The organism is Streptomyces sp. NPDC001851 (assembly GCF_040297165.1).
Taxonomy (GTDB): Bacteria; Actinomycetota; Actinomycetes; order Streptomycetales; family Streptomycetaceae; genus Streptomyces.
This window is the reverse complement of sequence record NZ_JBEOYR010000010.1, coordinates 69,464-94,290: the sequence shown is the minus strand read 5'-3', so window position 1 is coordinate 94,290 and position 24,827 is coordinate 69,464. Positions and strand designations below refer to the sequence as shown.

At 73.0% G+C, this 24,827-nt stretch carries 23 protein-coding genes; 9 read left to right on the top strand and 14 right to left on the bottom strand.

The annotated features are described in order from the left end of the window. Positions 1 to 151 precede the first annotated feature (151 nt). The gene (locus ABT171_RS16780) at positions 152 to 889 is read right to left on the bottom strand and encodes a GntR family transcriptional regulator (protein ID WP_351244617.1); all 738 of its coding nucleotides are present in this window, start codon (positions 887 to 889) and stop codon (positions 152 to 154) included. Between the two features lie 130 nt (positions 890 to 1,019). Between ABT171_RS16780 and ABT171_RS16775 the strand changes: the two genes are divergently transcribed. Next, positions 1,020 to 2,042 (top strand): Gfo/Idh/MocA family protein, encoded by a 1,023-nt coding sequence (locus ABT171_RS16775; protein WP_351244312.1) that lies wholly within the window; start codon positions 1,020 to 1,022, stop codon positions 2,040 to 2,042. Positions 2,043 to 2,284: 242 nt separating this feature from the next. Here ABT171_RS16775 and ABT171_RS16770 read toward each other — a convergent pair whose 3' ends face one another. From ABT171_RS16770 to allB, 9 genes are all read right to left on the bottom strand, one after another. Beyond that, a complete protein-coding gene (locus tag ABT171_RS16770; protein ID WP_351244310.1) occupies positions 2,285 to 3,469 on the bottom strand; it encodes a cytochrome P450 family protein in 1,185 nt (394 codons plus the stop codon). Positions 3,470 to 3,541: 72 nt separating this feature from the next. Further along, a complete protein-coding gene (locus ABT171_RS16765) occupies positions 3,542 to 4,213 on the bottom strand; it encodes a response regulator (RefSeq protein WP_351244308.1) in 672 nt (223 codons plus the stop codon). Between the two features lie 62 nt (positions 4,214 to 4,275). After that, a complete protein-coding gene (locus ABT171_RS16760) occupies positions 4,276 to 5,556 on the bottom strand; it encodes a sensor histidine kinase (protein ID WP_503075408.1) in 1,281 nt (426 codons plus the stop codon). Between the two features lie 181 nt (positions 5,557 to 5,737). Continuing rightward, positions 5,738 to 6,151: a ribonuclease domain-containing protein gene (locus ABT171_RS16755; RefSeq protein ID WP_351244304.1), complete on the bottom strand. Its 414-nt coding sequence runs from the start codon at positions 6,149 to 6,151 to the stop codon at positions 5,738 to 5,740. A gap of 85 nt (positions 6,152 to 6,236) precedes the next feature. After that, positions 6,237 to 7,148, bottom strand: a complete 912-nt coding sequence (locus ABT171_RS16750) for a DMT family transporter (protein ID WP_351244302.1) — start codon at positions 7,146 to 7,148, stop codon at positions 6,237 to 6,239. Positions 7,149 to 7,238: 90 nt separating this feature from the next. Further along, positions 7,239 to 7,865, bottom strand: a complete 627-nt coding sequence (locus ABT171_RS16745; protein WP_351244300.1) for a dihydrofolate reductase family protein — start codon at positions 7,863 to 7,865, stop codon at positions 7,239 to 7,241. A 74-nt stretch (positions 7,866 to 7,939) separates the two neighbouring features. Next, complete coding sequence (locus ABT171_RS16740) at positions 7,940 to 8,755, bottom strand: AIM24 family protein (RefSeq protein ID WP_351244298.1); 816 nt, start codon at positions 8,753 to 8,755, stop codon at positions 7,940 to 7,942. Positions 8,756 to 8,878: 123 nt separating this feature from the next. After that, on the bottom strand, positions 8,879 to 9,994 hold the full coding sequence (gene alc / locus ABT171_RS16735) for an allantoicase (RefSeq protein WP_351244296.1): 1,116 nt from the start codon (positions 9,992 to 9,994) through the stop codon (positions 8,879 to 8,881). Positions 9,995 to 10,045: 51 nt separating this feature from the next. Beyond that, positions 10,046 to 11,386, bottom strand: coding sequence for an allantoinase AllB (gene allB / locus ABT171_RS16730; RefSeq protein ID WP_351244294.1), 1,341 nt, complete (start codon positions 11,384 to 11,386; stop codon positions 10,046 to 10,048). Positions 11,387 to 11,658: 272 nt separating this feature from the next. On the opposite strand from allB, the gene ABT171_RS16725 reads away from it, so the two are divergent. Then, on the top strand, positions 11,659 to 12,450 hold the full coding sequence (locus ABT171_RS16725; protein ID WP_351244292.1) for an IclR family transcriptional regulator: 792 nt from the start codon (positions 11,659 to 11,661) through the stop codon (positions 12,448 to 12,450). A 124-nt stretch (positions 12,451 to 12,574) separates the two neighbouring features. On the opposite strand, the gene ABT171_RS16720 is transcribed toward ABT171_RS16725, so the two are convergent. Beyond that, entirely contained in the window at positions 12,575 to 12,889 is a 315-nt protein-coding gene (locus ABT171_RS16720; protein WP_351244290.1) for a DUF5955 family protein, read from the bottom strand. 129 nt (positions 12,890 to 13,018) lie between these two features. On the opposite strand from ABT171_RS16720, the gene ABT171_RS16715 reads away from it, so the two are divergent. Beyond that, positions 13,019 to 13,621, top strand: a complete 603-nt coding sequence (locus ABT171_RS16715; protein ID WP_351244288.1) for a nucleotidyltransferase family protein — start codon at positions 13,019 to 13,021, stop codon at positions 13,619 to 13,621. 184 nt (positions 13,622 to 13,805) lie between these two features. Continuing rightward, a complete protein-coding gene (aceB, locus tag ABT171_RS16710; RefSeq protein WP_351244286.1) occupies positions 13,806 to 15,431 on the top strand; it encodes a malate synthase A in 1,626 nt (541 codons plus the stop codon). Positions 15,432 to 15,483: 52 nt separating this feature from the next. On the opposite strand, the gene ABT171_RS16705 is transcribed toward aceB, so the two are convergent. Beyond that, on the bottom strand, positions 15,484 to 16,398 hold the full coding sequence (locus ABT171_RS16705; RefSeq protein ID WP_351244284.1) for a HipA family kinase: 915 nt from the start codon (positions 16,396 to 16,398) through the stop codon (positions 15,484 to 15,486). 375 nt (positions 16,399 to 16,773) lie between these two features. Between ABT171_RS16705 and ABT171_RS16700 the strand changes: the two genes are divergently transcribed. Continuing rightward, positions 16,774 to 17,556 (top strand): CAP domain-containing protein, encoded by a 783-nt coding sequence (locus ABT171_RS16700; RefSeq protein ID WP_351244282.1) that lies wholly within the window; start codon positions 16,774 to 16,776, stop codon positions 17,554 to 17,556. A 13-nt stretch (positions 17,557 to 17,569) separates the two neighbouring features. Here the strand turns inward: ABT171_RS16700 and ABT171_RS16695 are convergent, their stop codons facing one another. Next, on the bottom strand, positions 17,570 to 19,072 hold the full coding sequence (locus ABT171_RS16695) for an IucA/IucC family protein (RefSeq protein WP_351244280.1): 1,503 nt from the start codon (positions 19,070 to 19,072) through the stop codon (positions 17,570 to 17,572). Between the two features lie 94 nt (positions 19,073 to 19,166). Between ABT171_RS16695 and ABT171_RS16690 the strand changes: the two genes are divergently transcribed. The 3 genes from ABT171_RS16690 (at position 19,167) to ABT171_RS16680 (ending at position 22,821) form a co-directional block, all read left to right on the top strand. Further along, the gene (locus ABT171_RS16690) at positions 19,167 to 20,657 is read left to right on the top strand and encodes an IucA/IucC family protein (RefSeq protein WP_351244278.1); all 1,491 of its coding nucleotides are present in this window, start codon (positions 19,167 to 19,169) and stop codon (positions 20,655 to 20,657) included. A gap of 101 nt (positions 20,658 to 20,758) precedes the next feature. Further along, positions 20,759 to 22,021, top strand: a complete 1,263-nt coding sequence (locus tag ABT171_RS16685) for a VWA domain-containing protein (protein ID WP_351244276.1) — start codon at positions 20,759 to 20,761, stop codon at positions 22,019 to 22,021. After that, positions 22,021 to 22,821 carry a hypothetical protein gene (locus tag ABT171_RS16680; RefSeq protein ID WP_351244274.1) on the top strand — a complete coding sequence of 267 codons (801 nt, stop codon included), beginning with the start codon at positions 22,021 to 22,023 and terminating at the stop codon, positions 22,819 to 22,821. The genes ABT171_RS16685 and ABT171_RS16680 overlap by 1 nt, the downstream gene beginning before the upstream one ends. A 75-nt stretch (positions 22,822 to 22,896) precedes the next feature. Here the strand turns inward: ABT171_RS16680 and ABT171_RS16675 are convergent, their stop codons facing one another. Then, complete coding sequence (locus ABT171_RS16675) at positions 22,897 to 23,523, bottom strand: winged helix-turn-helix transcriptional regulator (protein ID WP_351244272.1); 627 nt, start codon at positions 23,521 to 23,523, stop codon at positions 22,897 to 22,899. Positions 23,524 to 23,604: 81 nt separating this feature from the next. Here ABT171_RS16675 and ABT171_RS16670 point away from each other — a divergent pair, with 81 nt between their 5' ends. After that, positions 23,605 to 24,813 carry a pyridoxal phosphate-dependent aminotransferase gene (locus tag ABT171_RS16670; RefSeq protein WP_351244270.1) on the top strand — a complete coding sequence of 403 codons (1,209 nt, stop codon included), beginning with the start codon at positions 23,605 to 23,607 and terminating at the stop codon, positions 24,811 to 24,813. Positions 24,814 to 24,827 lie beyond the last annotated feature (14 nt).

The following is a 24,827-nucleotide window of genomic DNA, read 5'->3' as shown; positions in this document are numbered from 1 at the left end:
CTGTGTTCTTGCTCCGACGGACGAGAGGGACCGCCGGTCGCCCCGGCAGCCCCAAACGCTCCAGTATCAAACACAGCGAACACCCGTGACGCGGCAGGGAGCACCCACCCCGTCCGCTTGTCCGGACATTGCGACGAAGCGCCGGGGGTCGTCAGGGCCGGACGAGCAGCTGGAACTCGAAGGAGTAGCGCGTCGGACGGTAGGTGTGGTCGCCGAACTCGACCGCGCGGCCGGTGTCGTCGAAGGTGGTGCGCTGCATGGTGAGCAGCGGGGCGCCCTCGGTCTCGCCGAGCCGCTCGGCCTCGGCGGCCGTGGCCGCGCGGGCGCCGATGGACTGGCGGGCGCTGTGCAGGGTGATCCCGGCGGAGCGCATCAGCCGGTACAGGCCGGTGGCCTCCAGCTGGCCGGTGTCCAGGTCGAGCAGGCCCGGCGGGAGGTGGTTGACCAGGTACGCCATCGGCTCACCGTGCGCGAGGCGCAGCCGCTCGATGCGGTGCACGTCCCCGCCCTCGGGGACGCCGAGCGCCGCGGCGACGGCGGCGGAGGCCGGCAGGACGGTGTTGACCAGGACCTTGGTCGCGGGGCGCTGGCCGGCCGCCTCCAGGTCGTCGTAGAGGCTGCTCAGCTCCAGCGGGCGCTTGACCTGGCTGTGCACCACCTGCGTGCCGACGCCCCTGCGGCGGACGAGGAGGCCCTTGTCGACGAGGGACTGGATGGCCTGGCGGACGGTCGGCCGGGACAGGCCGAGCCGTGCGGCCAGCTCGATCTCGTTGCCCAGCAGGCTGCCCGGGGTCAGGCTGCCGTGCTCGATGGCGGCCTCCAGCTGCTGGGAGAGCTGGAAGTACAGCGGCACCGGAGAGCTACGGTCCACGCGGAGGTCGAGCGACACGGTCGGGTCCACATCTGGTTTCGGCACGAGCCCGAGCGTAGCCCCGTGATCGGTTGACGGGAAGTTGTGTAGTCCGATTGTCCGGACATACGCATTGACAGGGTACGGGCTCCGCCCTCACTTTGTTTCCATGCGCATCGGGGTCATCGGTACGGGCCGCATCGGCACCCTTCACGCGAGAACGCTCAGCCGCCACCGTGAGGTCGGATCGCTCATCCTGACGGACGCGGATCCGGCGCGGGCGCAGGCGCTGGCGCACCGGCTGGGTGAGACGGCGGCGCCGGGTGTGGACGAGATCTTCACGTGGGGCGTGGACGCGGTGGTGATCACCACGGCGACACCGGCCCATGCCGAACTGATCGGCCGGGCGGCCCGCTCCGGCCTGCCGGTCTTCTGCGAGAAGCCGATCGCGCTCGACCTGCCGGGCACGCTGCAGGCGCTCGCCGAGGTGGCGGCAGCCGGAACGGTTCTGCAGATGGGGTTCCAGCGGCGCTTCGACGCGGGGTACGGCGGAGCCCGGGAGGCCGTGCGCTCGGGACGGCTCGGCCGGCTGCACACCGTGCGCGCGATGACCTGCGACCAGTCCCCGCCCCCGGCCGAGTGGCTGCCGCTGTCCGGCGGACTGTTCCGGGACACGCTGATCCACGACTTCGACGTGCTGCGCTGGGTGACGGGCCGCGAGGTGGCCGAGGTGTACGCCACCGGCTCGGACGGGGGCCTCCCGCTGTTCCGCGAGGCCGGGGACGTCGGTACGGGCGCGGTACTGCTCACCCTGGACGACGGCACGCTCGCCACGGCGACGGCGACCCGGCTGAACGGCGCGGGCTACGACGTGCGCATGGAGCTGGCCGGGGAACGGGACACGGTGGTGGTGGGCCTGGACGACCGTACGCCGCTCGCGTCCACCGAGCCGACCGGGCCACCGCCCGCGGACAAGCCGTGGACCGGCTTCCTGGAACGCTTCGGGCCCGCGTACGAGGCCGAACTGAACGCCTTCGTGGACGTGATCCGCGGCGAGCGCCCCAATCCGTGCGACGGCCACGAGGCCCTGCAGGCCCTGCGGATCGCCGAGGCCTGCGAGGTCTCCCGGCGGGAGCGGCGCCCGGTGCCCCTCACTGACATCCCGGACCATCCACACCCGTCCGACGACTGACCACGACAGGACCACCGGGCGGGCGTGGGCACGGTGACGACCGCCACCCGCGGGCGACCCACCGTCCACCCTGCCCACCGCCCTCCGGCACGACGCGGACGACCAGACCGCCCACCCCCCAACGCACAACAGCAGCACTGCCACCGGCGGCCGGCAGCCGCCCCTGCTGGGCCTCCTCCGCGGCGGGTTGCCCGAGTGGCCCCGCATGACCCCGCCGGCCCCGGGGTCATGCGGGGCGTGGGTCACCAGCGCACCGGCAGGTTGCGTACGCCTCTCATCAGAAGGCCCGGGAGCCATTCGCCCGGGTCGCCGTCCAGGGCGAGGCCGGGGGCGCGGCGCAGCAGGGTGCCGATGGCCGTGCGGCCCTCCAGGCGGGCCAGGGGTGCGCCGAGGCAGTGGTGGATGCCGTGTCCGAAGGCGAGGTGGCCCCGGGTGTCGCGGCGGATGTCGAACCGGTGCGGGTCGTCGTAGTGATCGCCGTCGCGCTGGGCGGCGGTGAGGCTGATCATCACATGGGCGCCCTGCGCGATGGCCGCACCGGCGATCTCCAGGGGCTCGGCGGCGAACCGGTAGGTGGCGGTGTGCACCGGGCCCTCGTAGCGCAGCATCTCCTCGACGGCGCCGTCCAGGAGGCTCATGTCGGCACGCAGGTCGGCGAGTTGGGCCGGGTGGGTCAGGAGGGCCAGGACGCCGTTGCCGATGAGGTTGACGGTGGTCTCGTGGCCGGCGATCAGCAGCAGGAAGGCCATGCCGCGCAGTTCCTGCGCGGAGAGCCGGTCGCCGTCCTCGGCGGTGGTGCGGATCAGGTCGCTGAGCAGGTCGTCGGTGGCGCCGGAGCGGCGCTTGTCCTCGATCAGTTCGGTGAGGTACGCGCCGAGGGCGACGACCGCGTCGTATGCCGTCTGCTCGTTGGTCGGCGCGACCACCTCCGTGGACGTCTTGCGGAACTCCTCGCGGTCCATGTCGGGGACGCCGAGGAGTTCGCAGATGACGGTGATGGGCAGCGGGTAGGCGAGGGAGGCGATGAGGTCGGCGCGGCCGGCCGGGAGCATCTCGTCCAGCAGTTCGTCGGTGATCTGCTGGATGCGCGGGCGCAGTTGCTCCACCCGGCGCATCGTGAACGCCCGGGTGACGAGCGCGCGCAGTCGGGTGTGCTGGGGCGGATCGGTGGCGAGCAGGTGCTGGCCGATCATCTCCTGGTCCATGACGGTCACGCCGAGCTTGCTGGCGTCCTTGGCCAGCCGGGTGTCGGCGAGGGCCGCACGCGCCTCCTCGTACCCGACGACCAGCCAGGCCGGGTCCTCCCAGTCCGGCAGCCGGACGCGGTGGACGGGGCCCTGCTCGCGCAGCCGGGCGTACACCGGATGAGGATCCACGCGCAGGGCGTCCCCGAACTCCCCCAGATCGATCAGCTGTTGCCTGTCCATCGCTCCCCTTCCGGACTCCCCCGAGGCTCTCCGGGCACCTCCCGGTACAGGGACAACGCGCGGTGCACCGGCTTAGTGCCCGTCCTCCTCAAGGAGTCCGGCGTCGTAGGCGAGCAGGGCGATCTGCACGCGGTTGTCGAGGCCGAGTTTGGCGAGGATGCGGGAGACGTGGGTCTTGACAGTGGCCACGCTCATGAACAGTTCGGTGGCGATCCGGGCGTTGGCGAGGCCGCGGCCGACGGCGACGGCGACCTCGCGTTCGCGGTCGTTGAGGGCGGCGAGCCGCTCACGCGCGCGTGCCTGGCGTGCGTCGGCGGCACCGCCGGCCGCGTGCCGCATCAACTGCCGGGTGACCGCGGGCGACAGGACAGGGTCACCGGCGGCGACCCGGCGCACGGCGTCGACGATCTCGGCGGGCGGGGTGTCCTTCAGGACGAATCCGGCGGCGCCCGCGCGCAGGGCGTGCAGCACCTGCTCGTCGGCGTGGAAGGTGGTGAGCACCACGACCTGCGGCGCGTCGGTCCGGGCGCGCAGCCGCCCGGTCGCGGTGAGCCCGTCCACCGCGGGCATCCGGAGGTCCATGAGGACGACGTCCGGCCGGGTGCGCGCGACGAGTTCCTCGGCCTGCGCGCCGTCCGCGGCCTCCCCGACGATCTCGATGTCCTCGGCCCCGCCGATCATCAGGGCCAGTCCGGCGCGCACGAGCGGGTCGTCGTCGACGAGGAGGAGTCTGATCGGTGTCATGGGCCCTACGTAATCACGGTGCGGGCGGCGGGCGAGGGCCCTGCCGGCGGACGACGGCATCGTCAGGCCGCCGGTCCGGTCCGGGCCCACGGCAGCCAGGCCCGTACCGCGAACCCCCCGTCGGCCGTGCTGCCGTGCTCCAGCCGGCCGCCGGTCAGGCTCGCGCGTTCGGTGAGGCCGATCAGGCCCTGGCCGGAGCCGGGGACGGGGGCGGGCTCGGTGGTGGGCGGCGGGTTGGTGACCGCGAGAGTGAGGCCGTCGCCGGGTGTGCCGGTGAGGCTCAGGGTGACCTCGGCGCCGGGGGCGTGTTTGCGGGCGTTGGTCAGGGCCTCCTGGGCGATGCGGTAGGCGGTGCGGCCGACGGAGGCGGGGACGGCGGCCGGGTCGGCGACGCGGTGGTCCAGGGTGACCTTCATGCCCGCCTCGCGGCACTCGGCGACGAGGGCGTCCAGCGCGGCCAGCGTCGGGCGCCGCTCGCCGGCCGTCTCCTCGGACTCGCCGGCCCGCAGCACGCCGATGATCTCGCGCAGATCCTGCAGCGCCTCGTGCGCGCTCTCCCGGATCACGCCGGCGGCCCGGGTGATCTCCTCGCGCGGTGCGTCCGGGCGGAACTCCAGGGCGCCCGCGTGCACGCTGAGCAGTGTGAGCCGGTGGGCGAGGACGTCGTGCATCTCGCGGGCGATGGCCTCGCGGGCCAGGCGCTGGGCCTGCTCGGCGCGCAGCTGTGCCTCGGTCTCCGCGCGGTGGGCCCGGTCCCTGAGGCTCAGCATCAGCATGCGTTTGGAGCGGACGAACATGCCCCAGCCGATGACCGACACGGTGAGCAGCGTGGTGAACGCGACGGTCCCGGCGTAGGGCAGGTCGGGGTCGGGCCGCAGCCAGTAGAAGAGCGGGACCAGCGCGAGGTCGACGCCGCCGATCCAGGCCACGTAGCGGAAGGGGCGGTGCACGGCGAGCGTGAACAGGGCGACCATGGCGGCGCCGCCCGAGGTGTCCGACAGCAGGCCGACCGGGATCATCGCGGCGGCGAACCCGACCGGCCACCGGCGCCGCAGCCAGACCGCCGCGCAGGCGACGGCGCCGAGCACCTGGTCCAGGACGGCGAGGGAGTCCGGCAGACCGGGTTCGTCGGACACGGACGACGCCGCCGCCAGACCGATGACCGAGGCCAGCAGGAAGCAGGAGATGTCGACGACCCAGTCGCGCGCGGTGCGCCGCGGCCGCCGGCCGGAAGCGCGGGCGTCCGGGTCCAGTTCGTACACCAGGGCCGAGGGGAACAGCCAGCGGCGGCCCGCGAACCCCTGTGCCACCCGTATCGGTTCGTCCTTGCTCACGGTCGGCAAATCTACGCAGGATCGGCCGCCGGGGCCGAGCCGTGCCCCCGATCGGCGACCAAAGTCGCACGCCGGTGGACTTTCGGCGGCGGGGCACCGGGGGGCGCAGTCGTGCGGCGCGACGAGGCCCGCCCCGCGGCCGATGCGTGGGGCAGGGCCGCGGGGCGGGGACCGGAGCGGTGGATTCGGCTCAGCAGCCGAAGTCGATCAGGTTGAACGTGGCGTAGTGGTCGGAGGTGTAGTAGTCCTCCCGGGACTCCTCACCGGTGACGATCCGCCGGGCACCGCGCGTGGGCGAGCCGGGGGTGACCACGGTGTACTCGTGGTAGTAGCCGTAGGACTGGCTCGGCAGGACGCCTTCCTTGTTCGAGAAGACGGTGCCGTCCTGCGAGTACGGGAAGGGCCCGCCCTGGTCGATCAGGTTCAGGGTGTCGTGGGCCTGCGAGGGCAGGTCGCCGTAGCAGATGCTGCCGGCCGACGCGGCTGCGACGGCGGTCGTGGGGGCGGCGTCCGCCGTGGTGGCGGAGACGGTGCCGCCCACGAGGAGGGCGGACAGGAGCGCTGCTGCGGCGCCGATACGAGTGGCGCGTGGGGGGAATCTCATGCCCTCATGATGACGCGCGTAGACGTTGGCATGTCAACGACAAAGTTGAAGATTCTCCCGTCAAGTCCGAGGAGTTTTCCCGAAGTTAACCTGCCGCCCGGCGCCCCCACGCGGTCCCCACCAGCACCAGCACGCCCCCCGCGAGCCCCGGTGCGCCGAGCCGTTCCCCGCCGAGCGCGATACCGGCGGCGGCTGCCCACAGCGGCTCGGTGCCGAGCAGCAGACCGACCCGGGACGGGGAGGTGCGGCGGACCGCCCACATCTGCACGAAGAAGGCGAACACCGTGCACAGCACCGACAGGAACACCAGCCCGGCCCAGTCCCGCGGGCCGAAGTCCGCCGCGGCCGTCCAGGGCGCGGGGCCGCCGCAGACAGGGGACAGGAGGGCGAACACGGCGACGGACGCGCCGAGCTGGACCGTGGTGAGCGGCAGCGCGTCGGCGCCCTGTACGGCCCTGGTCCGGGACATCGCGAGCACGTGCAGCGTGCGGGCCAGCGCGGCGAGCAGCATCAGCAGGTCGCCCGTGCTCGGCCGGGTGAAGCCGCCGCCCTGGATGAGCAGCACGACGCCGAGCACGGACAGCAGCGCCGCGCCGAGGAAGCCGGGGGCGGGCCGGGTACGGGTGGCGGCGGCCTCGGCGAGCGGGGTGAAGACCATGGTGAGGCTGATGATGAGCCCCGCGTTGGTCGCCGAGGTGTGCACCACCCCGTAGGTCTCCAGCAGGAAGATCCCGCTGAGGATCAGGCCCAGGAGGGCGGCGCCGCGCCACTGGGCGGCGGTCAGTGCGCGCAGGGCGCGGCGTGCGGCGACGGCCAGGACGGGCAGCGCGAGCGCGAACCGCAGGACCAGGACGGCGAGCACCGTACGGGCGGTGGTGATGTCCTTGGCCGCGAGATAGCTGGCGCCCCAGCAGACCGCGACGAGCAGCACGGGCAGATCGGTGTGCCAGGCGCGGCGGGGCGCGAGGGCGGCTCCCGGTGCGGCGATCGACGTCATGGGTGCGGGACTCCCGGTCTCCGGAGGGGTGCGGAGACGTCGGCGGCTCGCAGGTGGCGCGATCACCGTACCGGCGGCGACGATCTTCGGCTAGGCGTTTTCCGGGAGCTCGTAGGAGCCGTACCGCGGCCTTCCGGCCAGGTCGTAGGAGTGGATGGAGACACCGGCGGCGGTGACGCGTCCGGCGGTGTGGGTGAAGGCGGTCGGTACGGCGCCCTCGGCGAACAGGCGCAGGCCGGAGCCGAGCACCACCGGGAAGGTGACCAGGTGGAGGGTGTCGACGAGGCCGAGGTCGAGCAGGGAACGGAGCAGGGCGCCGCTGCCGTGCACCTGGAGTTCGCCGTCGGTGCGCTCCTTGAGGGCCGTGACCTCCTTGGCGAGGTCGCCGCCGATCACGGTGGTGCCGGACCAGGCGGGGTCGGTGAGGGTGGACGAGGGGACGTACTTCGGCAGGGCGTTCAGCCGGGACGCGATCGGGTTGCCGGGGTCGGTCACCTTGGGCCAGTACCCGGCGAAGATCTCGTACGTACGGCGGCCGAGCAGGAACGCGCCCGCGCGGCCGAACACCTCGGTGACGAACCGGCCGAAGTCGTCGTCGCCGTAGGTGAAGCTCCAGCCGCCGTGCTCGAAGCCGCCCCGGGTGTCCTCCTGGGGGCCGCCGGGCGCCTGGTAGACGCCGTCGAGGGTGACGAAGATGGTGGAGACGAGCCTGCCCATGGCGGGTGCCTTCCTTCCGGGTGCGGGGTCTGTGTCATCAGCTCAGACCCCGCGGGCACCCGCAACTCATCGGTTCAGCCGGCGTGAGTGGAGAACAGGCCGCCCGTCGGGCCCTGCTTGTCGCCGCCCTGGGCCTTCTTCAGGGCGTTGGCGAGGGACTCGATGGTGAGGGACTGCAGGATGACCCGGCCGTTGCCCTCCAGGGTGGCCAGGGACAGGCCCTCACCGCCGAACACGGCGTTCATGATCCCCTGGCGGTTGAGGCCGCCGACGCGCTGGACGCCGTACTGGATGCCCTCCTCGAAGGCGACCACGCAGCCGGTGTCCACCTCGATGCGGCCGCCGAAGTCCGCCGGGTTGAGGTCGATGAAGTTGCCCGCGCCGGCGATGATCACCGTGCCGTAGCCGGTGAACTTCTCCAGGACGAAGCCCTCGCCGCCGCTCATGCCGGTGCGGGCGCCGGCGAAGGCGATGCCGAAGTCGACGGTGGACTCGGCGGCCACGAAGGCGTCCTTCTCGGCGAACCACGCGCGCGTGCCGTCGAGTTCCAGGGCCCGCATCTCGCCCGGGAGCACGCCGGCGAAGCCGACCGTGCCCTCGCCGCCCTGGGAGGTGAAGTACTGGAACGCCAGCGACTCGCCCGCGAGCATGCGCTGGCCCACCTGCATGGCGGTGCCCATGGCCTGGCGCAGCAGCCCGCCCATGCCGCCCCCGCCGCCCTGGCCCTGCTGCCCGCCGTTTCCGGACGGGCCGGACAGGCGCGTCTCCATGGTCACGTTCGTGGTCTTGAACAGGAACTTTCCGGCCTCGCAGTACACGGTCTGGCCGGGCTGCAGGTTGACGACCGCCATCTGCATGGCGTTGCCGACGATCTCTTGCTGAAGGGTCACGCGGGAAGAACGCGGGAGACGGACCCGTAAGTTCCGGCCCCCCGGAAACGGGTCCTTGCGGGTGACACGCGGGGCGCCCCGGTGCTGTCCGGGCCGGGGCGCCCCACGCGGCTGCGGGGTGGGTCAGCCGCCCAGTTCCTGGTGGCGGGCGGCGAGGCCGGCCGCGCCCTGCTCGGTCAGCGAGCCGAACAGGCGCAGGCGGGAGATGCCGCCGTCGGGGAAGATGTCCACGCGCGCGTGCGTGCCGACAGCCGGCTCCGGGAGCACGAAGCGGTGGTTGGTGTCGGGCTGGAGGCGGGTGCGCGGCAGGATCTCCGTCCAGTCGCCGTTCCCGCCGTCCTTCACGGACACCGACGCCCAGCCGGCGCTGTTGCCCTTCAGGTAGGCGGTGTCGATCTCGATCGCGCGGATCTGCGCCTGGGCGGCCAGCTGGTAGCGGATCCAGTCGTTGCCCCGGTCACGGCGGCGGCGGGTCTCCCAGCCGTCGTCCATCTTGCGGGAGCGGCCCGGCTGGATGGTGTTGGTGGCCGGGGAGTAGAAGAGGTTGGAGGCGTCCTCGACCCGGCCGCCGTTCTCCAGCGCCACCACGTCGAAGGTGCCCAGCACCGACAGCCACTCGGGGTCGGGTACGACCTCGCCGTACACGCGCAGGCGGGCGATGCCGCCGTCGGGGTGCTGGTTGACGCGCAGGTGCGTGAAGCGCTGCTCCACCGACACGGGGAAGCCGTTCGCCGCGTGACCGCCGACCGCCGTGCGCGGGACGATCGCCGTCCACTTCACGTCGTCGCCCAGCAGCTCGTCCGGGGACGGCGCGCCGGGTACGGACGCGGCCTCGATGGACACCGCCTGCGGGTAGTTGCCGCGGAAGTGGGCGGTGTCGACGACGATCCCGCGGATCACCCCGGGCGCGCCGAGCCGGACCAGCGCCCAGTCGTGGTCCTCGGCGGTCGGCCAGGGGTGCTCGGCGGAGACTCCGCGCCGGCGGCGGGTCTCCCAGCCGTCCATGAGCTTGCCCTTGTGCCCGAAGTGCTCGGGGTCGAACTCGGCGCGCTCGGGCACCAGCAGGTTCTCCCGCTGGGCGAAGAACTCGTCGTTGGCGGCGATGACCCCGGCGCCGAGCTGCCGGTCGGCGAGGTTGGCGTACTGGGTGAAGGGGAAGTCGGCGGTGCGGTAGTCCGCGTACGGGTCGCCGCCTCCGTAGGGGTTCGCGTCGCCGGTGAAGGTGGGTATCGCCGTCACGGTGATCAGGGGGTCCTTTCTGGAGCCGGCCGGGTGCGGGTGCGGGGGTGCTTACTGGGGGCGGGCGAGCAGCGTGCCCTTAGGGGCGGTGAACTCGCCGTCCGCGACGATGCGTTCGCCGCGCAGCCAGGTGGACTTCACGACGCCGTACAGGGTCTTGCCGGCGTACGCGGTGACCCGGTTGCGGTGCTGGAGGCCGGCCGGGTCGACGGTGAAGGTCTCGTCGGGGGCGAGGACGGCGAAGTCGGCGTCGCGGCCGGGTGCGATCGCGCCCTTGGAAGAGTCCAGGCCGACGAGGGCCGCCGTCCGCGTGGACATCCAGCGCACGACGTCCTCCAGGCCGTGGCCGCGCCGGCGGGCCTCGGTCCATACGGCGGACAGGCTGAGCTGGAGGCCGGATATGCCGCCCCAGGCGGTGGCGAAGTCGGCGGTCTTCAGGTCGGCGGTGGAGGGCGAGTGGTCGGTGACGACGCAGTCGATGGTGCCGTCGGCCAGCGCCGCCCAGAGCAGGTCCTGGTTGGCGGACTCGCGGATCGGCGGGCAGCACTTGAACTCGCTCGCGCCGTCCGGGACTTCCTCGGCGGTCAGGGTGAGGTAGTGCGGGCACGTCTCCACGGTGACCTGCACGCCTTCGGCGCGTGCGGCGCGGATCAGCGGCAGCGCGTCGCTGGAGGACAGGTGCAGCACGTGCACGCGCGCGTTCAGGCGGCGGGCCTGCGCGATGAGGTTCGCGATGGCCGTGTCCTCGGCGTCGCGCGGGCGGGAGGCGAGGAAGTCGGCGTACCGGGGGCCGCCGTGCTGCGGGGCGGCGGCGAGGTGGTGCGGGTCCTCGGCGTGCACGATCAGCAGGCCGCCGAAGCCGGCGATCTCCGCCAGGGACTGGGCCAGCTGGTCCTGGCCGAGGTGCGGGAACTCGTCCACGCCGGACGGGGACAGGAACGCCTTGAAGCCGAAGACACCGGCGTCGTGCAGCGGGCGCAGGTCCTTGGTGTTGTCCGGCAGGGCGCCGCCCCAGAAGCCGACGTCGATGTGCGCCTTGTCGGCGGCCACCCGCTGCTTGGTCCGCAGGTTCTCGACGGTCGTGGTCGGCGGGAGCGAGTTGAGCGGCATGTCGATCAGCGTGGTGATGCCGCCGGCCGCCGCCGCGCGCGTGGCGGTCCAGAAGCCCTCCCACTCGGTGCGGCCGGGGTCGTTGACGTGCACGTGGGTGTCGACCAGGCCCGGCAGCAGCACGTGGTCGCCGACGTCCTCCAGCCGCGCACCGGCCGGGACCCGGGCGTCGTACGGCAGGACGGCCGTGATCCTCCCGGCGGACACGGTGACCGTGGCGGCCCGCGTCCCCTCCGGAGTGATGACGCGCGTCGAGCGCAGGACCAGTTCAGCGTCGGACACCCGGACCCCTCTCTGTATCGCCGTTTTACGCCCGGAAAACGGGATTTACACCCACGTAACGGATTTCAACGTTCTGTTGAAGGAGTCTTCACTCCCGCTCCCCCGCCGTCAAGGGGCACACTTCCGGGCGGCGCGCGGCGGCGCACACTCTGGACGTTTCCACAAAGCGGAATTAGAATTCCAGCAAGCAGAACGTAGTTACGTACGAGCAAGGAGTCAACCGGCCGCCGGGTAGGCTTCTGCCCTCCCGTCAGCCCCGAAAGGAACGCGCCGTGCCGACGTCCAGCGCCAGCACCACCGACTCCGCCAAGCCCTCCGCCGGCGGCGTCCAGTCCCTTGAGCGCGCCTTCGACCTGCTGGAGCGGATGGCGGACGCCGGCGGCGAGGTCGGCCTGAGCGAGCTGTCCGCGACCAGCGGGCTGCCGCTGCCGACCATCCACCGGCTGATGCGCACGCTGGTGGCCTGCGGATACGTCCGCCAGCAGCCGAACCGGCGGTATGCGCTCGGACCGCGCCTGATCCGGCTCGGCGAGTCGGCGTCCCGGCTGCTCGGCACATGGGCGCGGCCGTACCTCGCGCGGCTGGTCGAGGAGACCGGTGAGACCGCGAACATGGCGCTGCTGGACGGCGACGAGATCGTGTACGTGGCCCAGGTGCCGTCGAAGCACTCGATGCGCATGTTCACGGAAGTGGGCCGACGGGTGCTGCCGCACTCGACCGGCGTCGGCAAGGCACTGCTGGCGAGCGCTCCCGACGAGGAGGTTCGCGCACTGCTGTCCCGTACGGGCATGCCGGCCGCGACCGAGAAGACGATCACGACACCCGAGGGCTTTCTGGCGGCCCTGGAGGACGTGCGGCGGCTGGGATACGCCGTCGACGACAACGAGCAGGAGATAGGGGTTCGGTGCCTCGCGGTGTCCGTGCCCGACGCCCCGACGGCTGCGGCGATCTCCATCTCCGGGCCCGCCGGGCGGGTGACGGAGGCGGCCACTGACAAGATCGTGCCGGTGCTGCAGCAGATCGCCCTTGAGCTGTCTCAGGCTTTGGCCAGTTCGGGCGCCTGATCGGGGGGGGGTGCCCCCGGTGCGTGGGCGAGTGCGGGTGCGCGGGGGTTGTTCGCGCCCACGCGGCGGAGCCGCATATCGGTACAGCCCCGCGCCCCTGGGCAGGTCGGGCCACCCCCGGCCTTCAGGATCGCGGCGCTTCCCCGAACAAGTCCACCGCCTGCCGGACCTCCCCCAGCCCCCTCGCCAGGGCACTCACCGAGCCGATGGCGCCCGCGATCAGTAACAGGGAGCTGCGCAGGCGCGGGATCTCCGGCGCGCCGCCCACGGCCATCGCCGCCAGTGCCGCCAGCTCGTCCTCGGCTATGGCGCGGTCCGGGAAGTCGGTCGGGAGCGCGGCGAGTTCACGGCGCAGCCGGGACACCGCGGTCCGCAGTTCCGCCACCCTCGGGTCCTCGCCGCTGCCGGTCACTGGCCTCTGCCCCAAGCTCCGCAACACAGCCCTCCCCCTCACACTCCGTCGTGCGCGGGCCAGTAAACGCCACCGCGTCCGGGAGCGCCACCGCCCGGACCGAAATTCAGCCCAAGGAAACGGGCCGCCGCGCCTCGCATCAGGTATGCAGGACGCATGACGGACAAGCATCACGAGGAGGTCGCCGGGCTGCTGCTCGCCGCCGGCGGGGGCAGACGGCTCGGCGGGCACCCCAAGGCGCTGCTCCAGCACCGGGGGCGCCCGCTGGTCGAGCACGCGGCCGGGGTGCTGCGCGCGGCCGGCTGCGCCCGCGTGCACGTCGTCCTGGGCGCCCGCGCCGACGACGTACGGGCGCGTGCCGACCTGACCGGCTGCGTGCTCGTGGACAACCCCGGCTGGGCCGAGGGCATGGGCTCCTCCCTGCGCGCCGGACTGGCCTCGCTCGCCGGTACGGGGGCGCACGCGGCCCTGGTGAGCCTCGTCGACCAGCCGGGCATCTCAGCGGCGGCCGTGGCGCGGGTGCTCGGTGCGTACGAGGACGAGAAATCGCTGGTCTCGGCCGCCTACGACGGCACGCGCGGGCATCCGGTGCTGTTCGGCGCGGCCCACTGGCCGGGCATCGCGGCGACGGCCACCGGGGACCGGGGGGCCCGCGCCTACCTGAAGGAGCACGCCGGGCGGATCCGGCTCGTGGAGTGCGCGGACGTGGCCGAGCCGTACGACATCGACACGGAGGCCGACCTGCGCCACCTTGAGTGAGGGGGGTGGCACTGGGCGCCACCTTGCCTCGACTCAGAGAATCTCGACATCAACAAACCATTGAAGTTCCACAATGAGGAAACTACTATCCACTGTTCAGAAGCGCCTGCCCGCACAGTCGGCGCTGTTTGCCCTATTCGTGCCACTAGGCACCCGGTGCCACCGCTGAAGGAAGTGACAGCTCATGTCCGCACCAGCGCCGTCCCCGCTGGCCATCGTCGACGCCGAGCCCCTGCCCCGGCAGGAGGAGGTCCTCACGGACGCGGCGCTCGCCTTCGTGGCGGAGCTGCACCGGCGGTTCACCCCGCGCCGTGACGAACTCCTCGCCCGCCGGGCCGAGCGCCGCGCCGAGATCGCCCGCACCTGCACGCTCGACTTCCTGCCCGAGACGGCCGCGATCCGCGCGGACGACTCCTGGCAGGTCGCCCCGGCCCCGGCCGCGCTGAACGACCGGCGCGTCGAGATCACCGGCCCCACCGACCGCAAGATGACCATCAACGCGCTCAACTCGGGTGCGCGGGTCTGGCTCGCCGACTTCGAGGACGCCTCCGCGCCCACCTGGGAGAACGTCGTCCTCGGCCAGGTGAACCTGATCGACGCCTACACCCGCCGCATCGACTTCACCGACCCCGGGTCCGGCAAGTCGTACGCCCTCCGCCCCGACGAGGAGCTGGCGACCGTCGTCATGCGCCCGCGCGGCTGGCACCTGGACGAACGCCACCTGACCGACGCCGACGGCCGTGCCGTCCCGGGTGCGTTCGTCGACTTCGGCCTGTACTTCTTCCACAACGCCCAGCGGCTGCTGGACCTCGGCAAGGGCCCCTACTTCTATCTCCCGAAGACGGAGTCGCACCTGGAGGCCCGCCTCTGGAACGACGTGTTCGTCTTCGCGCAGGACTACGTCGGCATCCCGCAGGGCACCGTCCGCGCCACCGTGCTGATCGAGACCATCACGGCCGCGTACGAGATGGAGGAGATCCTCTACGAACTCCGCGACCACGCCTCCGGACTGAACGCGGGCCGCTGGGACTACCTGTTCTCCATCGTCAAGAACTTCCGTGACGGCGGGCCCAGGTTCGTCCTCCCGGACCGCAACACGGTCACCATGACCGCCCCGTTCATGCGGGCGTACACCGAACTCCTCGTCCGCACCTGCCACAAGCGCGGCGCGCACGCCATCGGCGGCATGGCGGCGTTCATCCCGTCCCGCAAGGACGCCGAGGTCAACAAGGTGGCCTTCGAGAAGGTGCGCGCCGACAAGGACCGCGAGGCGAACGACGGCTTCGACGGCTCCTGGGTCGCCCACCCCGACCTCGTCCCGATCGCCATGGAGTCCTTCGACAGGGTCCTCGGCGACAAGCCGAACCAGAAGGACCGGCTGCGCGAGGACGTGCACGTCGAGGCGGCCGACCTGATCGCGATCGACTCGCTGGACGCGAAGGCGACGTACGCCGGTCTCGTCAACGCCGTCCAGGTCGGCATCCGTTACATCGAGGCCTGGCTGCGCGGGCTCGGCGCGGTCGCCATCTTCAACCTCATGGAGGACGCGGCCACCGCCGAGATCTCCCGCTCCCAGATCTGGCAGTGGATCAACGCGGGCGTCGAGTTCGAGAACGGCGACAAGGCCACGCCCGAACTGGCCCGCAAGGTCGCCGCCGAGGAGCTGTCCGCCATCCGCCAGGAGATCGGCGAGGAGGCCTTCGCGGCCGGCCACTGGCAGGAGGCACACGACCTGCTGCTGACGGTCTCCCTGGACGAGGACTACGCCGACTTCCTGACCCTGCCGGCATACCAGCAGCTCAAGGGCTGACGTTCGCACGGTGGTGACTGGCCCCGGGGACTCCCCCGGGGCCGCTCGGCGTTCAGCCCAGGTGCACCGACCAGTCCTGTTCCGCCGCCGGCTCGCCGTGCAGGTCGGGGACGCGCTTGAGCCAGTCCGGGCGGCCCGCCTGCGTCTTCTCGGCGCGGGCGGCCTCCTCTGCCGCGAGCTGGGCACGGCTCGGGAAGTCGGTGGGCAGCCACTCGTGCGACAGGCGCACGCGGGCCAGGAGGTAGTCGACGTAGGCGGCGCGGACGTCGTCGGGCGCGGCGAAGCCGGCGTCCTCGGCCAGCCAGGCGTCCGGGACCTCGGCGACGATGCCGCGCAGCAGCTCCTCGGTCACCCGGGGGGCGAGTGCGGCGTCCGCGGCGCGGACGTCGGGGCCGTAGTGGCCGAGGGCGTGGTGGCGGAAGTCGTACCTCTTGCCCGGCGTCGTGGTGTCCCAGCGGTGGTGGAAGACGAGGGCGGCGCCGTGGTCGATGAGCCACAGGCGCGGCGGCGCGGTGCCGAGCGTCGGCCAGACCATGAGGTTGGAGCTGTGGACCGTGCGGTCCACGTTGGCGGTCAGCGCGTCCAGCCAGACGATCCGGCCGGCCTCCAGCGGGTCCACGGGGAAGGTCTTCGCGATCTCGGGGGTGAAGTCCCGGGCGCCCGGCAGATAGTCCATGCCGAGGTTCACGCCCGCGCTCGCGCCGTGCAGCTCCCGCACCTCCTGGTGCGGTTCGCCGGCGGCGATGGCGGGGTCGAAGTGGACGAGGACCAGCTCGGGGAAGCGCAGACCGAGGGCGCGGGCGAGTTCACCGACGATCACCTCGGCGACCAGGGCCTTGTGTCCCTGTGCCGAGCCGGTGAACTTGACGACGTAGGTGCCGAGGTCGTCGGCCTCGACGACTCCGGGCACGGAGCCGCCCGACCGCAGCGGGGTCACGTATCGAACAGCAGTCACGTCGCGCAGCACACCAGCCACCCTAAAGCAGGCCGGCCCGGTGACATCCCTCACACCCCGGACGGCGACTAAGCAGGCCGGGTAGTAGGTGCCACCCAAGGGACATAGAGGACTTGTCCGTCTTGCCATGGATTCGAGCCGCCCGGCGGGCGAGCGCGCGCCCACCGCACGGCGACGTCCCCTATCCCTCGCGCACCGCGCGTTTCTGACAGCACGACAGCATCGAGCAAACATCGCGGATGCGAAGTCGGCATCTCCTGGCCCGCCTGGCAAGACCCTCCGCGGTCTACGAGGCGCGGTAGTAGAACGGGGCGGAAGAGACCTTTGCGCTCTCTGTGACGCCGTCCTGAAAATGACCACTCGGCGATCACCGAGTGAGGTTCACGCATGGGCAAGCACCGCAGGACGCAGCACTACCGGCGGATAGTCATCGCCGCCGTCGCCATCGGCGCCGTCGGCGTACCATCCGTCGCCCTGGCCTGTTCCGACTGGCCGTACGGCCCGGACGACCCGTCCCAGGCCGCCGTGACACCCGCGGCCCCGTTGCAGTGGCAGCAACCCCACCGGCACCACCACCATCACCACCGCAACGGCCACCCCACCGGCACCGCGCCGTCCAGCGCGCCGTCCACGCCCCGGGCCACCGCTCACCCGAGCGCCCCGACGAAGGCCGCGGCCCCCCGGCCCGCGACGACCCGTGCTCCCCGGCCGACCGCCGCCGCCCCCTCGGCCCCTGCCGCACCGAGCACCCCGAAGGCCGCGCCGAGCACGCCGAAGGCCACCGCCACGGCGTCCGCGGTCGTCGCGCGCATCGTGCAGCTCGTCAACGCCGAGCGCGCCAAGGCCGGTTGCCAGGACCTGACCCTGAACCCGGCGCTGACCAAGGCCGCGCAGGCGCACAGCGCGGACATGGCGGCCCACCAGAACATGTCGCACACCGGGTCGGACGGCTCCGCGCCGGGCGACCGGATCACGGCCGCCGGCTACGCCTGGAGCGCCTACGGCGAGAACGTCGCCTACGGCTACGCCACGGCGGACGAGGTCATGGCGGGCTGGATGTCCAGCCCCGGGCACCGCGCCAACATCCTCAACTGCTCGTTCCAGCAGATCGGCGTCGGTCTCGCACAGCCGGGCAGCTACTGGACCCAGGACTTCGGCACGGCCCGGTGAGCCGCACCGGGGGTCAGCGGGCCGCCAGCGGGTTGGGCACGGGCAGGTAGCGGGCGTCCGCGCCGTCCGCGCCGGTCCAGCGCAGCAGCAGGTTGGTCTTGCCGGGCAGGGTGGGCGCGGTGAGCAGGGCGGGGATCTCGGGCAGGTCGTGCCGGGCCAGTTCACGGCGGGCCGCGGGCCAGGGGTCGAAGCCGGGGTGGTGTTCGGCGAGGGCCGCGGCGATCTCGGTGAGCTGGTTCACCACCAGGCAGTACACCAGCCGCTCCCAGCCCGCGGCCCGGCTCACCTCCGGCAGCAGCTTGACGCCCTCGGCGTCCCGGAACAGCGCGGCCACGGGGGTGCCGGCCGCGTCCACGGCGACGAGGGTGTTCTGGAGGTGGGCCTCGGCGACGACGCCGTGGTCGCCGAAGGCGGTGAGGGCGGGAGGTACGACCTGGCGCAGATACGCCTCCCACCAGCCGGCCGGGTCGGCCGCGGTGGCCAGCGGACTGCCGTCGAAGCCCTCCGCGAGTCCGGCCGCGAGCAGGGGGGTGGCGCCGGGCGGGAGATGGCCCCGCAGGCCGTCGCGGACGAGGACGGCCAGCTCCTCGTAGGCGAAGGCGGCGGTGCGGTGACCGCGGTCGCTCAGCCAGGCCGCGGGCGGACCGACGGCCGCGAAGGCGTGCCGGGCGGGCGGGTCGGTACGGCGCACGGTGCGCAGGTCGTGGCGCCACAGCCGGCGGACGTCATTGGTGATGCGGACGTCCAGGCTGAACTTCAGGAACAGGTCGCGCTCAGGCTCGTACACCGTGCGGACGGCCGCCGTCGGCCAGGTGTCGAAGCCGGTCGTGCCGAGACGGAGCAGACGGCCGTCCGCGAAGGCCTCCGCCAGCTCCCGGCCCACCAGCTCCAGCTGCCAGGGGTGAGCAGGCAGCAGCCGGTAGCCGGGCGGGGCCGAGCCGAGCGCGTCCAGGGCGCCGGTGTCGCCCTCCTCGGCCACCTGGTCCTCGCGGACCCCGAGCAGCACCAGCGGGAAACGGGCGTGCGCCTCCGGGGCGTACGGCAGCCAGGACGCGACCGGGCCGCCGCCGCGCGCCTTGGGGGCGGGGTGGCAGGGATGACCGGTGATCAGGGACTGCTCGGAGAGCAGATAGGGGTCCGCGGGCGGTGTCGCCCGGGCGCGGGCGGTGAGCAGCGCGGCGACCGCGTCCCGGCTGTCGGCCATCTCGGCGGGCACGTCGCCGCCCGCCAGCCCGGTGTGCCGGCGCAGTTCCTCGGTCACGAGTTTGACCAGTTCGGTGTGGCCGACGCGGTGCCAGGCCCCGGCGGCGCGCACCTCGGGGTCGGCGGGACGGCGGCCGGGACGCACCCGCAGCAGCCGCCCGCTCGGCAGCCGGTGCACCCGCGGGTCACCGGGATCCGGCTCGGCCACCTCGCGCAGCAGGCAGTTCAGCACGGGCGCGGCCGCGTAGGCGTCGGCGCGGCGGCCGACGGCGTCGGCGTCGGCGGGGGCGGGGGCGGGGGATGTCAGCTCCACGCGATCCCTTCGTTTCGTCGGGGGCCGTCGCGCCCAGTATGTCTGTGGTCCCCGACCATCGTCCTGCGTGCAGTGTGCAACCGAGGAGCCGACCATGCACCGTCCCCCCACCACCGAGGCCCGGGTCGCCGAGGAGCTGGCGGCCGTCCGGCCGGCGCTGCTGCCCCGGTACACGGCGGAGCTGCCGGGCGCCCGCGCCGCGGTGCTGACCCGGCTGTGGCGTGCGCTGGCCCACGAGCCGCTGCCGTGGATCACCGGCCGGGTGCGCGGCGCGCACAGCCTGGCGCTGCGGCTCGCCGACGGCCGGACGCTGCACGGGCCGCACGCGGACCCGTACGCCACGAGCGCGTACGTCACCGGCGTCCGCCTGGACCGCGAGCGCCAGGTGGACCCGGCCGCGCTGATGACCGCCCTCGCCGTGCCGCACGGCGCGTCCTTCGCCGCCGAACTGGCGGACAGCGTCGCCTCGTTGGCGCTGTCACGGGCCGGCGCGGACCACCCGAAGGAGTGGCCCGGGCAGGACTGGGAGTGGGAGCAGCGGGTGACCGACGGGCATCCGTACCACCCGGGCTGCCGTGCCCGTCCCGGTTTCTCGGTGGCCGAGCAGCTGGCGTACGGCCCGGAGCACCGGCCGGTGGTGCGGCTGGGGACGGTGCCGGTGCCGGCGGCGGACTGCCTGGTGAGCGGTGACTGGCCGGAGGAACTGCGCGACGGCGCACGGCTGCTGGTGCCCGTGCACCCCTGGCAGGCCGACCACGTCCTGAAGCGGTCGTACGGCCCCTGGCACCCCGCCCGTCCCCTGCTGTCGCTGCGCACCCTCGCACTGCCGGGCGGCGCGCACGTGAAGACCGCGCTGAGCGTCCGGCTGACGTCCTCCGTGCGGGACATCTCCGCGTACTCGGTCCAGGCCGCCGCGCCGCTGACGGCCCTCGGCGAGGAGCTGACGGCCCGCACCGACGGCCTGCTGCACTTCACCCGCACGCTGGGCGCGGTCTCGGCCCACTCCCCCGACCTGGCCGCGCTGCTGCGCGAGTCGCCCGAGGTGTACACGGGCCCGGGCGAACGGGTCCTCCCGGTGGCCGCGCTCGCCACCACCGGCCTGCCGGACGCGCCCGCCTGGATGGCCGCGTTCACCCGCCTGGCCCTGACCGTGGGGCTGCGCCTGCTCGACCTCGGCGTGGCCCTGGAGGCGCACGGCCAGAACCTGCTGGTGGTCCTGGCGGCGGACGGCACCCCCCGACGGCTGGTCTACCGCGACCTGGCCGACATCCGGATCAGCCCGGCCCGCCTGACCCGGCACGGCATCGTCCCGCCCGCGCTCACCGGCCGCCTGGTCAACGACGACGAGACGGTCCTGCGCCGCAAGCTGTTCGGCTCCCTGGTGGCGGGCGCGCTGGCCGGTACGGCGGGGTCCGCCGCGGCGCTGGGGGCGGCCCTGTCCGCCGCCGTACCGGACCTCGCGGACGGCCCCGGCCTGCGCGCCCTGCGTGAGGGCCCGCTGCCGGCGAAGGCGTTGACCCTGATGCGGCTGTCTCCGGGGACCCCGGGCGACCAGTGGACGGCCCTGCCCAACCCGATGAGCTGAGCACGGGGAACCCGTCGGCGGACCGGCGCGTCCGGCGCGGGGCGGTGATCCGGGCGCCGCTCGTTTTGGAGCCCGGACGGTCCGCTCCATAAGATCCGGCGATGATCACAAGACAACGGCTGGCGGCGGGAGTCTGCGCCCTGCTCGCCGCCCTGGCGGCCGGGATCGCGTGCCCCGGCGGAGCCGTCGCCGACGAGACACAGGCGGCCGCCCCGAAGGTCGAACTCGTGCTGGACGTCAGCGGTTCGATGCGGACGCGGGACATCGACGGCGGCTCCCGGATGGCCGCGGCGAAGCAGGCGTTCAACGAGGTGCTGGACGCGACGCCGCAGGAGGTCGAGCTCGGCATCCGCACCCTGGGCGCCAACTACCGCGGCAACGACCGCAAGGAGGGCTGCAAGGACACCGCGCGGCTCTACCCGGTCGGCCCGCTGAACCGGACCGAAGCGAAGACGGCGGTGGCCACGCTGCAGCCGACCGGCTGGACGCCGATCGGGCCCGCGCTGCTGAAGGCGGCGGACGACCTCAACGGCGGCGCGGGCAGCCGCCGTATCGTCCTGATCAGCGACGGCGAGGACACCTGCCAGCCGCTCGACCCGTGCGAGGTGGCCCGCGAGATAGCGGCCAAGGGCATCGGGCTGACCATCGACACCCTCGGCCTGGTGCCGGACGCCAAGACCCGCGACCAGCTCAGCTGCATCGCGGACGCGACCGGCGGCACCTACACCGACGTCCGGCACAAGGAGGAACTGTCCGACCGGGTCGGGCAGTTGGTGGACCGGGCGGCCGATCCGGTGGTGACGCCGGTGGCCACCGAGGGCGCCGCGCAGTGCGAGAAGGCGCCGACGCTGAAGTCCGGGCTGTACACGGACCGTGCGGAGTTCGGGCAGCAGCGCTGGTACAAGGTCGAGGTGGCTCCCGGCAAGGAGCTGCGCGCCTCGGTGAGCGTGGCCGACGACCGCGCCGTGAACCCGGACTACGGGGTGCTGCTGCGGGCGGTGACCGAGCGGGGACGGGAGATCGTGCGCGGCGAGGCCGCCGGCACGGGCCGTACGGACGTGATCTCGACGGGTCTGCGCTATCCGAAGCCCGGGAGCGATGACGACAACGCGCCCGCGGAGACGGTGTGCCTGCAGGTCACCGACTCCTTCTCGGCCGCGGCGGGCGTCAAGACCACGCCGGGTCTGCCGCTGGAGCTGACGGTCGACGTCGTGGACGGGCCGTCCGGGCATCACGACGTGGCCTCCTTCGGTCTCGGCCGCGGCTGGTGGCTGCTGGGTGCGCTGGTGCTGACCGGCTTCCTGGCGGGTCTGCTGTGGGGCTGGCTGTCGCGCTGGCGGGTCGCGGTCTGGAGGACGAACTGATGCGGATCACACGTGTGATGGGTGCGGCGCTGCTGGCACTCGGGCTCGCGGCCGGACCGGCCGCGGCCGACTCCTCCCCGTCTCCCGGCGCCTCCGCCGACGGCAAGGCCCCCACCCGGGCGGGCACCTCGTTCCGTACGGCGACGGAGATCCGGCAGGGGCAGCGGGCCACGGCGTCCGGTTCGACGGGTGACTACCTGTACTGGTCGTTCCCCGCGGACACCGGGCAGCAGCCCACCGTCGAGGCGAGCGTGAAGCTGCCCGCCACGCACGGGGCGCAGACCTGGCAGATCGATGTGTACGACGGGCTGCGGCGCCGCCAGGCCTGCCAGTACGGGGCGGCGACCCGTACGGCCGGGCAGGGCGCGCCCTCCGTCGAACTGGCCTGTGTGCTGCGGACGGTGCGCTCCTGGTCCGAGCCGTGGGCGGGCGATCCGCTGCCGGGCACGTACTACATCCGGCTGACGGTCGTGGACCTCGGCTCCGCCGACCTGGGCAAGCCGGTGAGCGCCGAGGTGCGCGCCGGCTCCCAGGACATCGGCGGCGCGGCGGCGGTGGACGGCTCGCTGGGCAAGCCGCTGGTCCCCGGGATCGCCGTCAGGTCCGCGGCGGACGGGGACGGTTCCAGGACGGCGGTCCTGTCCAGCTTCGGCTCCGACGACGGCTGGTCCTCCGGCTGGTGGTCCGACCGGTGGGTGTGGACCGCGATCGGCGGTGTGCTCGCGGCGCTCGCCGGTATCGGCGGGTACGCGCTGACCCGGGGGTCGGGACGGCCGTCCCGGGTGCCGCCGGACGTGTGATCGGACGTCGTCGAAGGCCCGCCCGCCGGGCGGGCCTTCGCGCCGTGCCGGACGGCCGCGGCGGACCCGCCGGGGTCACGCCTCCCGCAAGGCCTTGGCGAGGGTGCCGTCCCCCGTCACCGTCACCCGGCCGGCCCGTACCGCGTCCGGCAGGCCCGCTTCGCCCCGCGCCACGGCCTCGCAGGTCGCCGCGTCCAGCTCCAGCCGGGCGTCGGCCCCGCCGGGCGCGGGCCCGTGACCGTACACCGGACCCTCCTCCGCGCCGGCACGCAGATGGAACTCCCCTTCCGCCAGGCGCACTTCCACGGTCCCCTCCCCCTCCAGGGCCCGCAGCAGGGGCAGCGCGAACCAGTGGGCGCGGACCGCGTCGGTCGGCCGGCGCTCGCCCAGCTCGGCCTCGCCCCAGCTGCCCAGCGCCTGCAGCACGGGAAGCAACTCGCGCCCCCGCGCGGTGAGTTCGTAGACGTAGGCCGCTCCCGGCGGGGGCAGCCGGCGGCGGGTGGTGAGGCCGTCGCGCTCCATGTCCTTCAGCCGGGAGGCGAGTACGTCCGTGCTCACGCCGGGCAGGTCCGCGTGCAGGTCCGTGTAGCGACGGGGGCCGGCCAGCAGCTCCCGGACGATCAGCAGGGTCCAGCGGTCGCCGACGAGATCGAGGGCGCGGGCTGCGGAGCAGTACTGGTCGTAGCTTCGGCGAGGTGACATGACCCGCAGTCTAGACATGTCATTGGACTTTCCAAGCTCCCACTTGGTAAAACCAAGCAACACGAGTTTCCGGAGGGGCGCATGGAGTTCCGGCAGTCGAACAAGCTCAGCGAGGTCTGCTACGAGATCCGCGGCCCGGTGATCGAGCACGCCAACGCGCTGGAGGAGGCCGGGCACAGCGTGCTGCGCCTGAACACCGGCAACCCCGCCGCCTTCGGGTTCGAGGCGCCCGAGGAGATCGTCCAGGACATGATCCGGATGCTGCCCAAGGCGCACGGCTACAGCGACTCCCGCGGCATCCTCTCCGCCCGCCGGGCGGTCGCCCAGCGCTATCAGCACCTCGGCCTCGATGTCGGCGTGGACGACGTCTTCCTGGGCAACGGCGTCTCGGAGCTGGTCTCCATGGCCGTACAGGCACTGATCGAGGACGGCGACGAAATCCTCGTCCCCGCACCGGACTACCCGCTGTGGACCGCCGTGACCACCCTCGCCGGCGGCAAGGCGGTGCACTACCTGTGCGACGAACAGGCCGACTGGAACCCGGACCTGGCCGACATGGCGGCGAAGATCACGGACCGGACGAAGGCCGTGGTCATCATCAACCCGAACAACCCCACGGGCGCGGTGTATCCCAAGGAGGTCGTCGAGGGCATCCTGGACCTCGCCCGCCGGCACGGCCTGATGGTGTTCGCCGACGAGATCTACGACCAGATCCTCTACGACGACGCGGTCCACCACTCGGCCGCCGCCCTCGCCCCCGACCTGGTCGTCCTCACCTTCTGCGGCCTGTCGAAGACGTACCGGGTGGCGGGCTTCCGCTCCGGCTGGCTGGTCGTGACCGGCCCCCGGCAGCACGCGAAGGACTACCTGGAGGGCCTGACCATGCTGGCCTCCATGCGCCTGTGCCCCAATGCGCCCGCCCAGTACGCCATCCAGGCCGCGCTCGGCGGCCGTCAGTCCATCCGCGAACTCACGCTGCCCGGCGGCCGGTTGTACGAGCAGCGCAACGTGGCCTGGGAGAAGCTCAACGAGATCCCCGGCGTGTCCTGCGTGAAGCCCAAGGGCGCCCTGTACGCCTTCCCGCGCATCGACCCGGAGGTGCACCGGATCCACGACGACGAGAAGTTCGTGCTGGACCTCCTCCTCCGCGAGAAGATCCAGGTCGTCCAGGGCACCGGCTTCAACTGGCCCTCCCCCGACCACTTCCGCATCCTCACCCTGCCGCACGCGGAGGACCTGGAGGCGGCGATCGGCAGGATCGGACGGTTCCTCGGCGGATACCGCCAGTAGCCCGTTTCGTGTAT

Bases quoted from the DNA above. Each gene is read 5' to 3' on its own strand.
- ABT171_RS16775 (WP_351244312.1), top strand. From the start codon at position 1,020: ATGCGCATCGGGGTCATCGGTACGGGCCGCATCGGCACCCTTCACGCG.
- ABT171_RS16765 (WP_351244308.1), bottom strand. From the start codon at position 4,213: ATGACACCGATCAGACTCCTCCTCGTCGACGACGACCCGCTCGTGCGC.
- ABT171_RS16680 (WP_351244274.1), top strand. From the start codon at position 22,021: ATGCGGATCACACGTGTGATGGGTGCGGCGCTGCTGGCACTCGGGCTC.
- ABT171_RS16700 (WP_351244282.1), top strand. From the start codon at position 16,774: ATGGGCAAGCACCGCAGGACGCAGCACTACCGGCGGATAGTCATCGCC.
- ABT171_RS16745 (WP_351244300.1), bottom strand. From the start codon at position 7,865: ATGGGCAGGCTCGTCTCCACCATCTTCGTCACCCTCGACGGCGTCTAC.
- ABT171_RS16690 (WP_351244278.1), top strand. From the start codon at position 19,167: ATGCACCGTCCCCCCACCACCGAGGCCCGGGTCGCCGAGGAGCTGGCG.
- ABT171_RS16770 (WP_351244310.1), bottom strand. From the start codon at position 3,469: ATGGACAGGCAACAGCTGATCGATCTGGGGGAGTTCGGGGACGCCCTG.
- aceB (WP_351244286.1), top strand. From the start codon at position 13,806: ATGTCCGCACCAGCGCCGTCCCCGCTGGCCATCGTCGACGCCGAGCCC.
- ABT171_RS16750 (WP_351244302.1), bottom strand. From the start codon at position 7,148: ATGACGTCGATCGCCGCACCGGGAGCCGCCCTCGCGCCCCGCCGCGCC.
- ABT171_RS16685 (WP_351244276.1), top strand. From the start codon at position 20,759: ATGATCACAAGACAACGGCTGGCGGCGGGAGTCTGCGCCCTGCTCGCC.
- ABT171_RS16675 (WP_351244272.1), bottom strand. From the start codon at position 23,523: ATGTCACCTCGCCGAAGCTACGACCAGTACTGCTCCGCAGCCCGCGCC.
- ABT171_RS16755 (WP_351244304.1), bottom strand. From the start codon at position 6,151: ATGAGATTCCCCCCACGCGCCACTCGTATCGGCGCCGCAGCAGCGCTC.
- ABT171_RS16670 (WP_351244270.1), top strand. From the start codon at position 23,605: ATGGAGTTCCGGCAGTCGAACAAGCTCAGCGAGGTCTGCTACGAGATC.
- ABT171_RS16715 (WP_351244288.1), top strand. From the start codon at position 13,019: ATGACGGACAAGCATCACGAGGAGGTCGCCGGGCTGCTGCTCGCCGCC.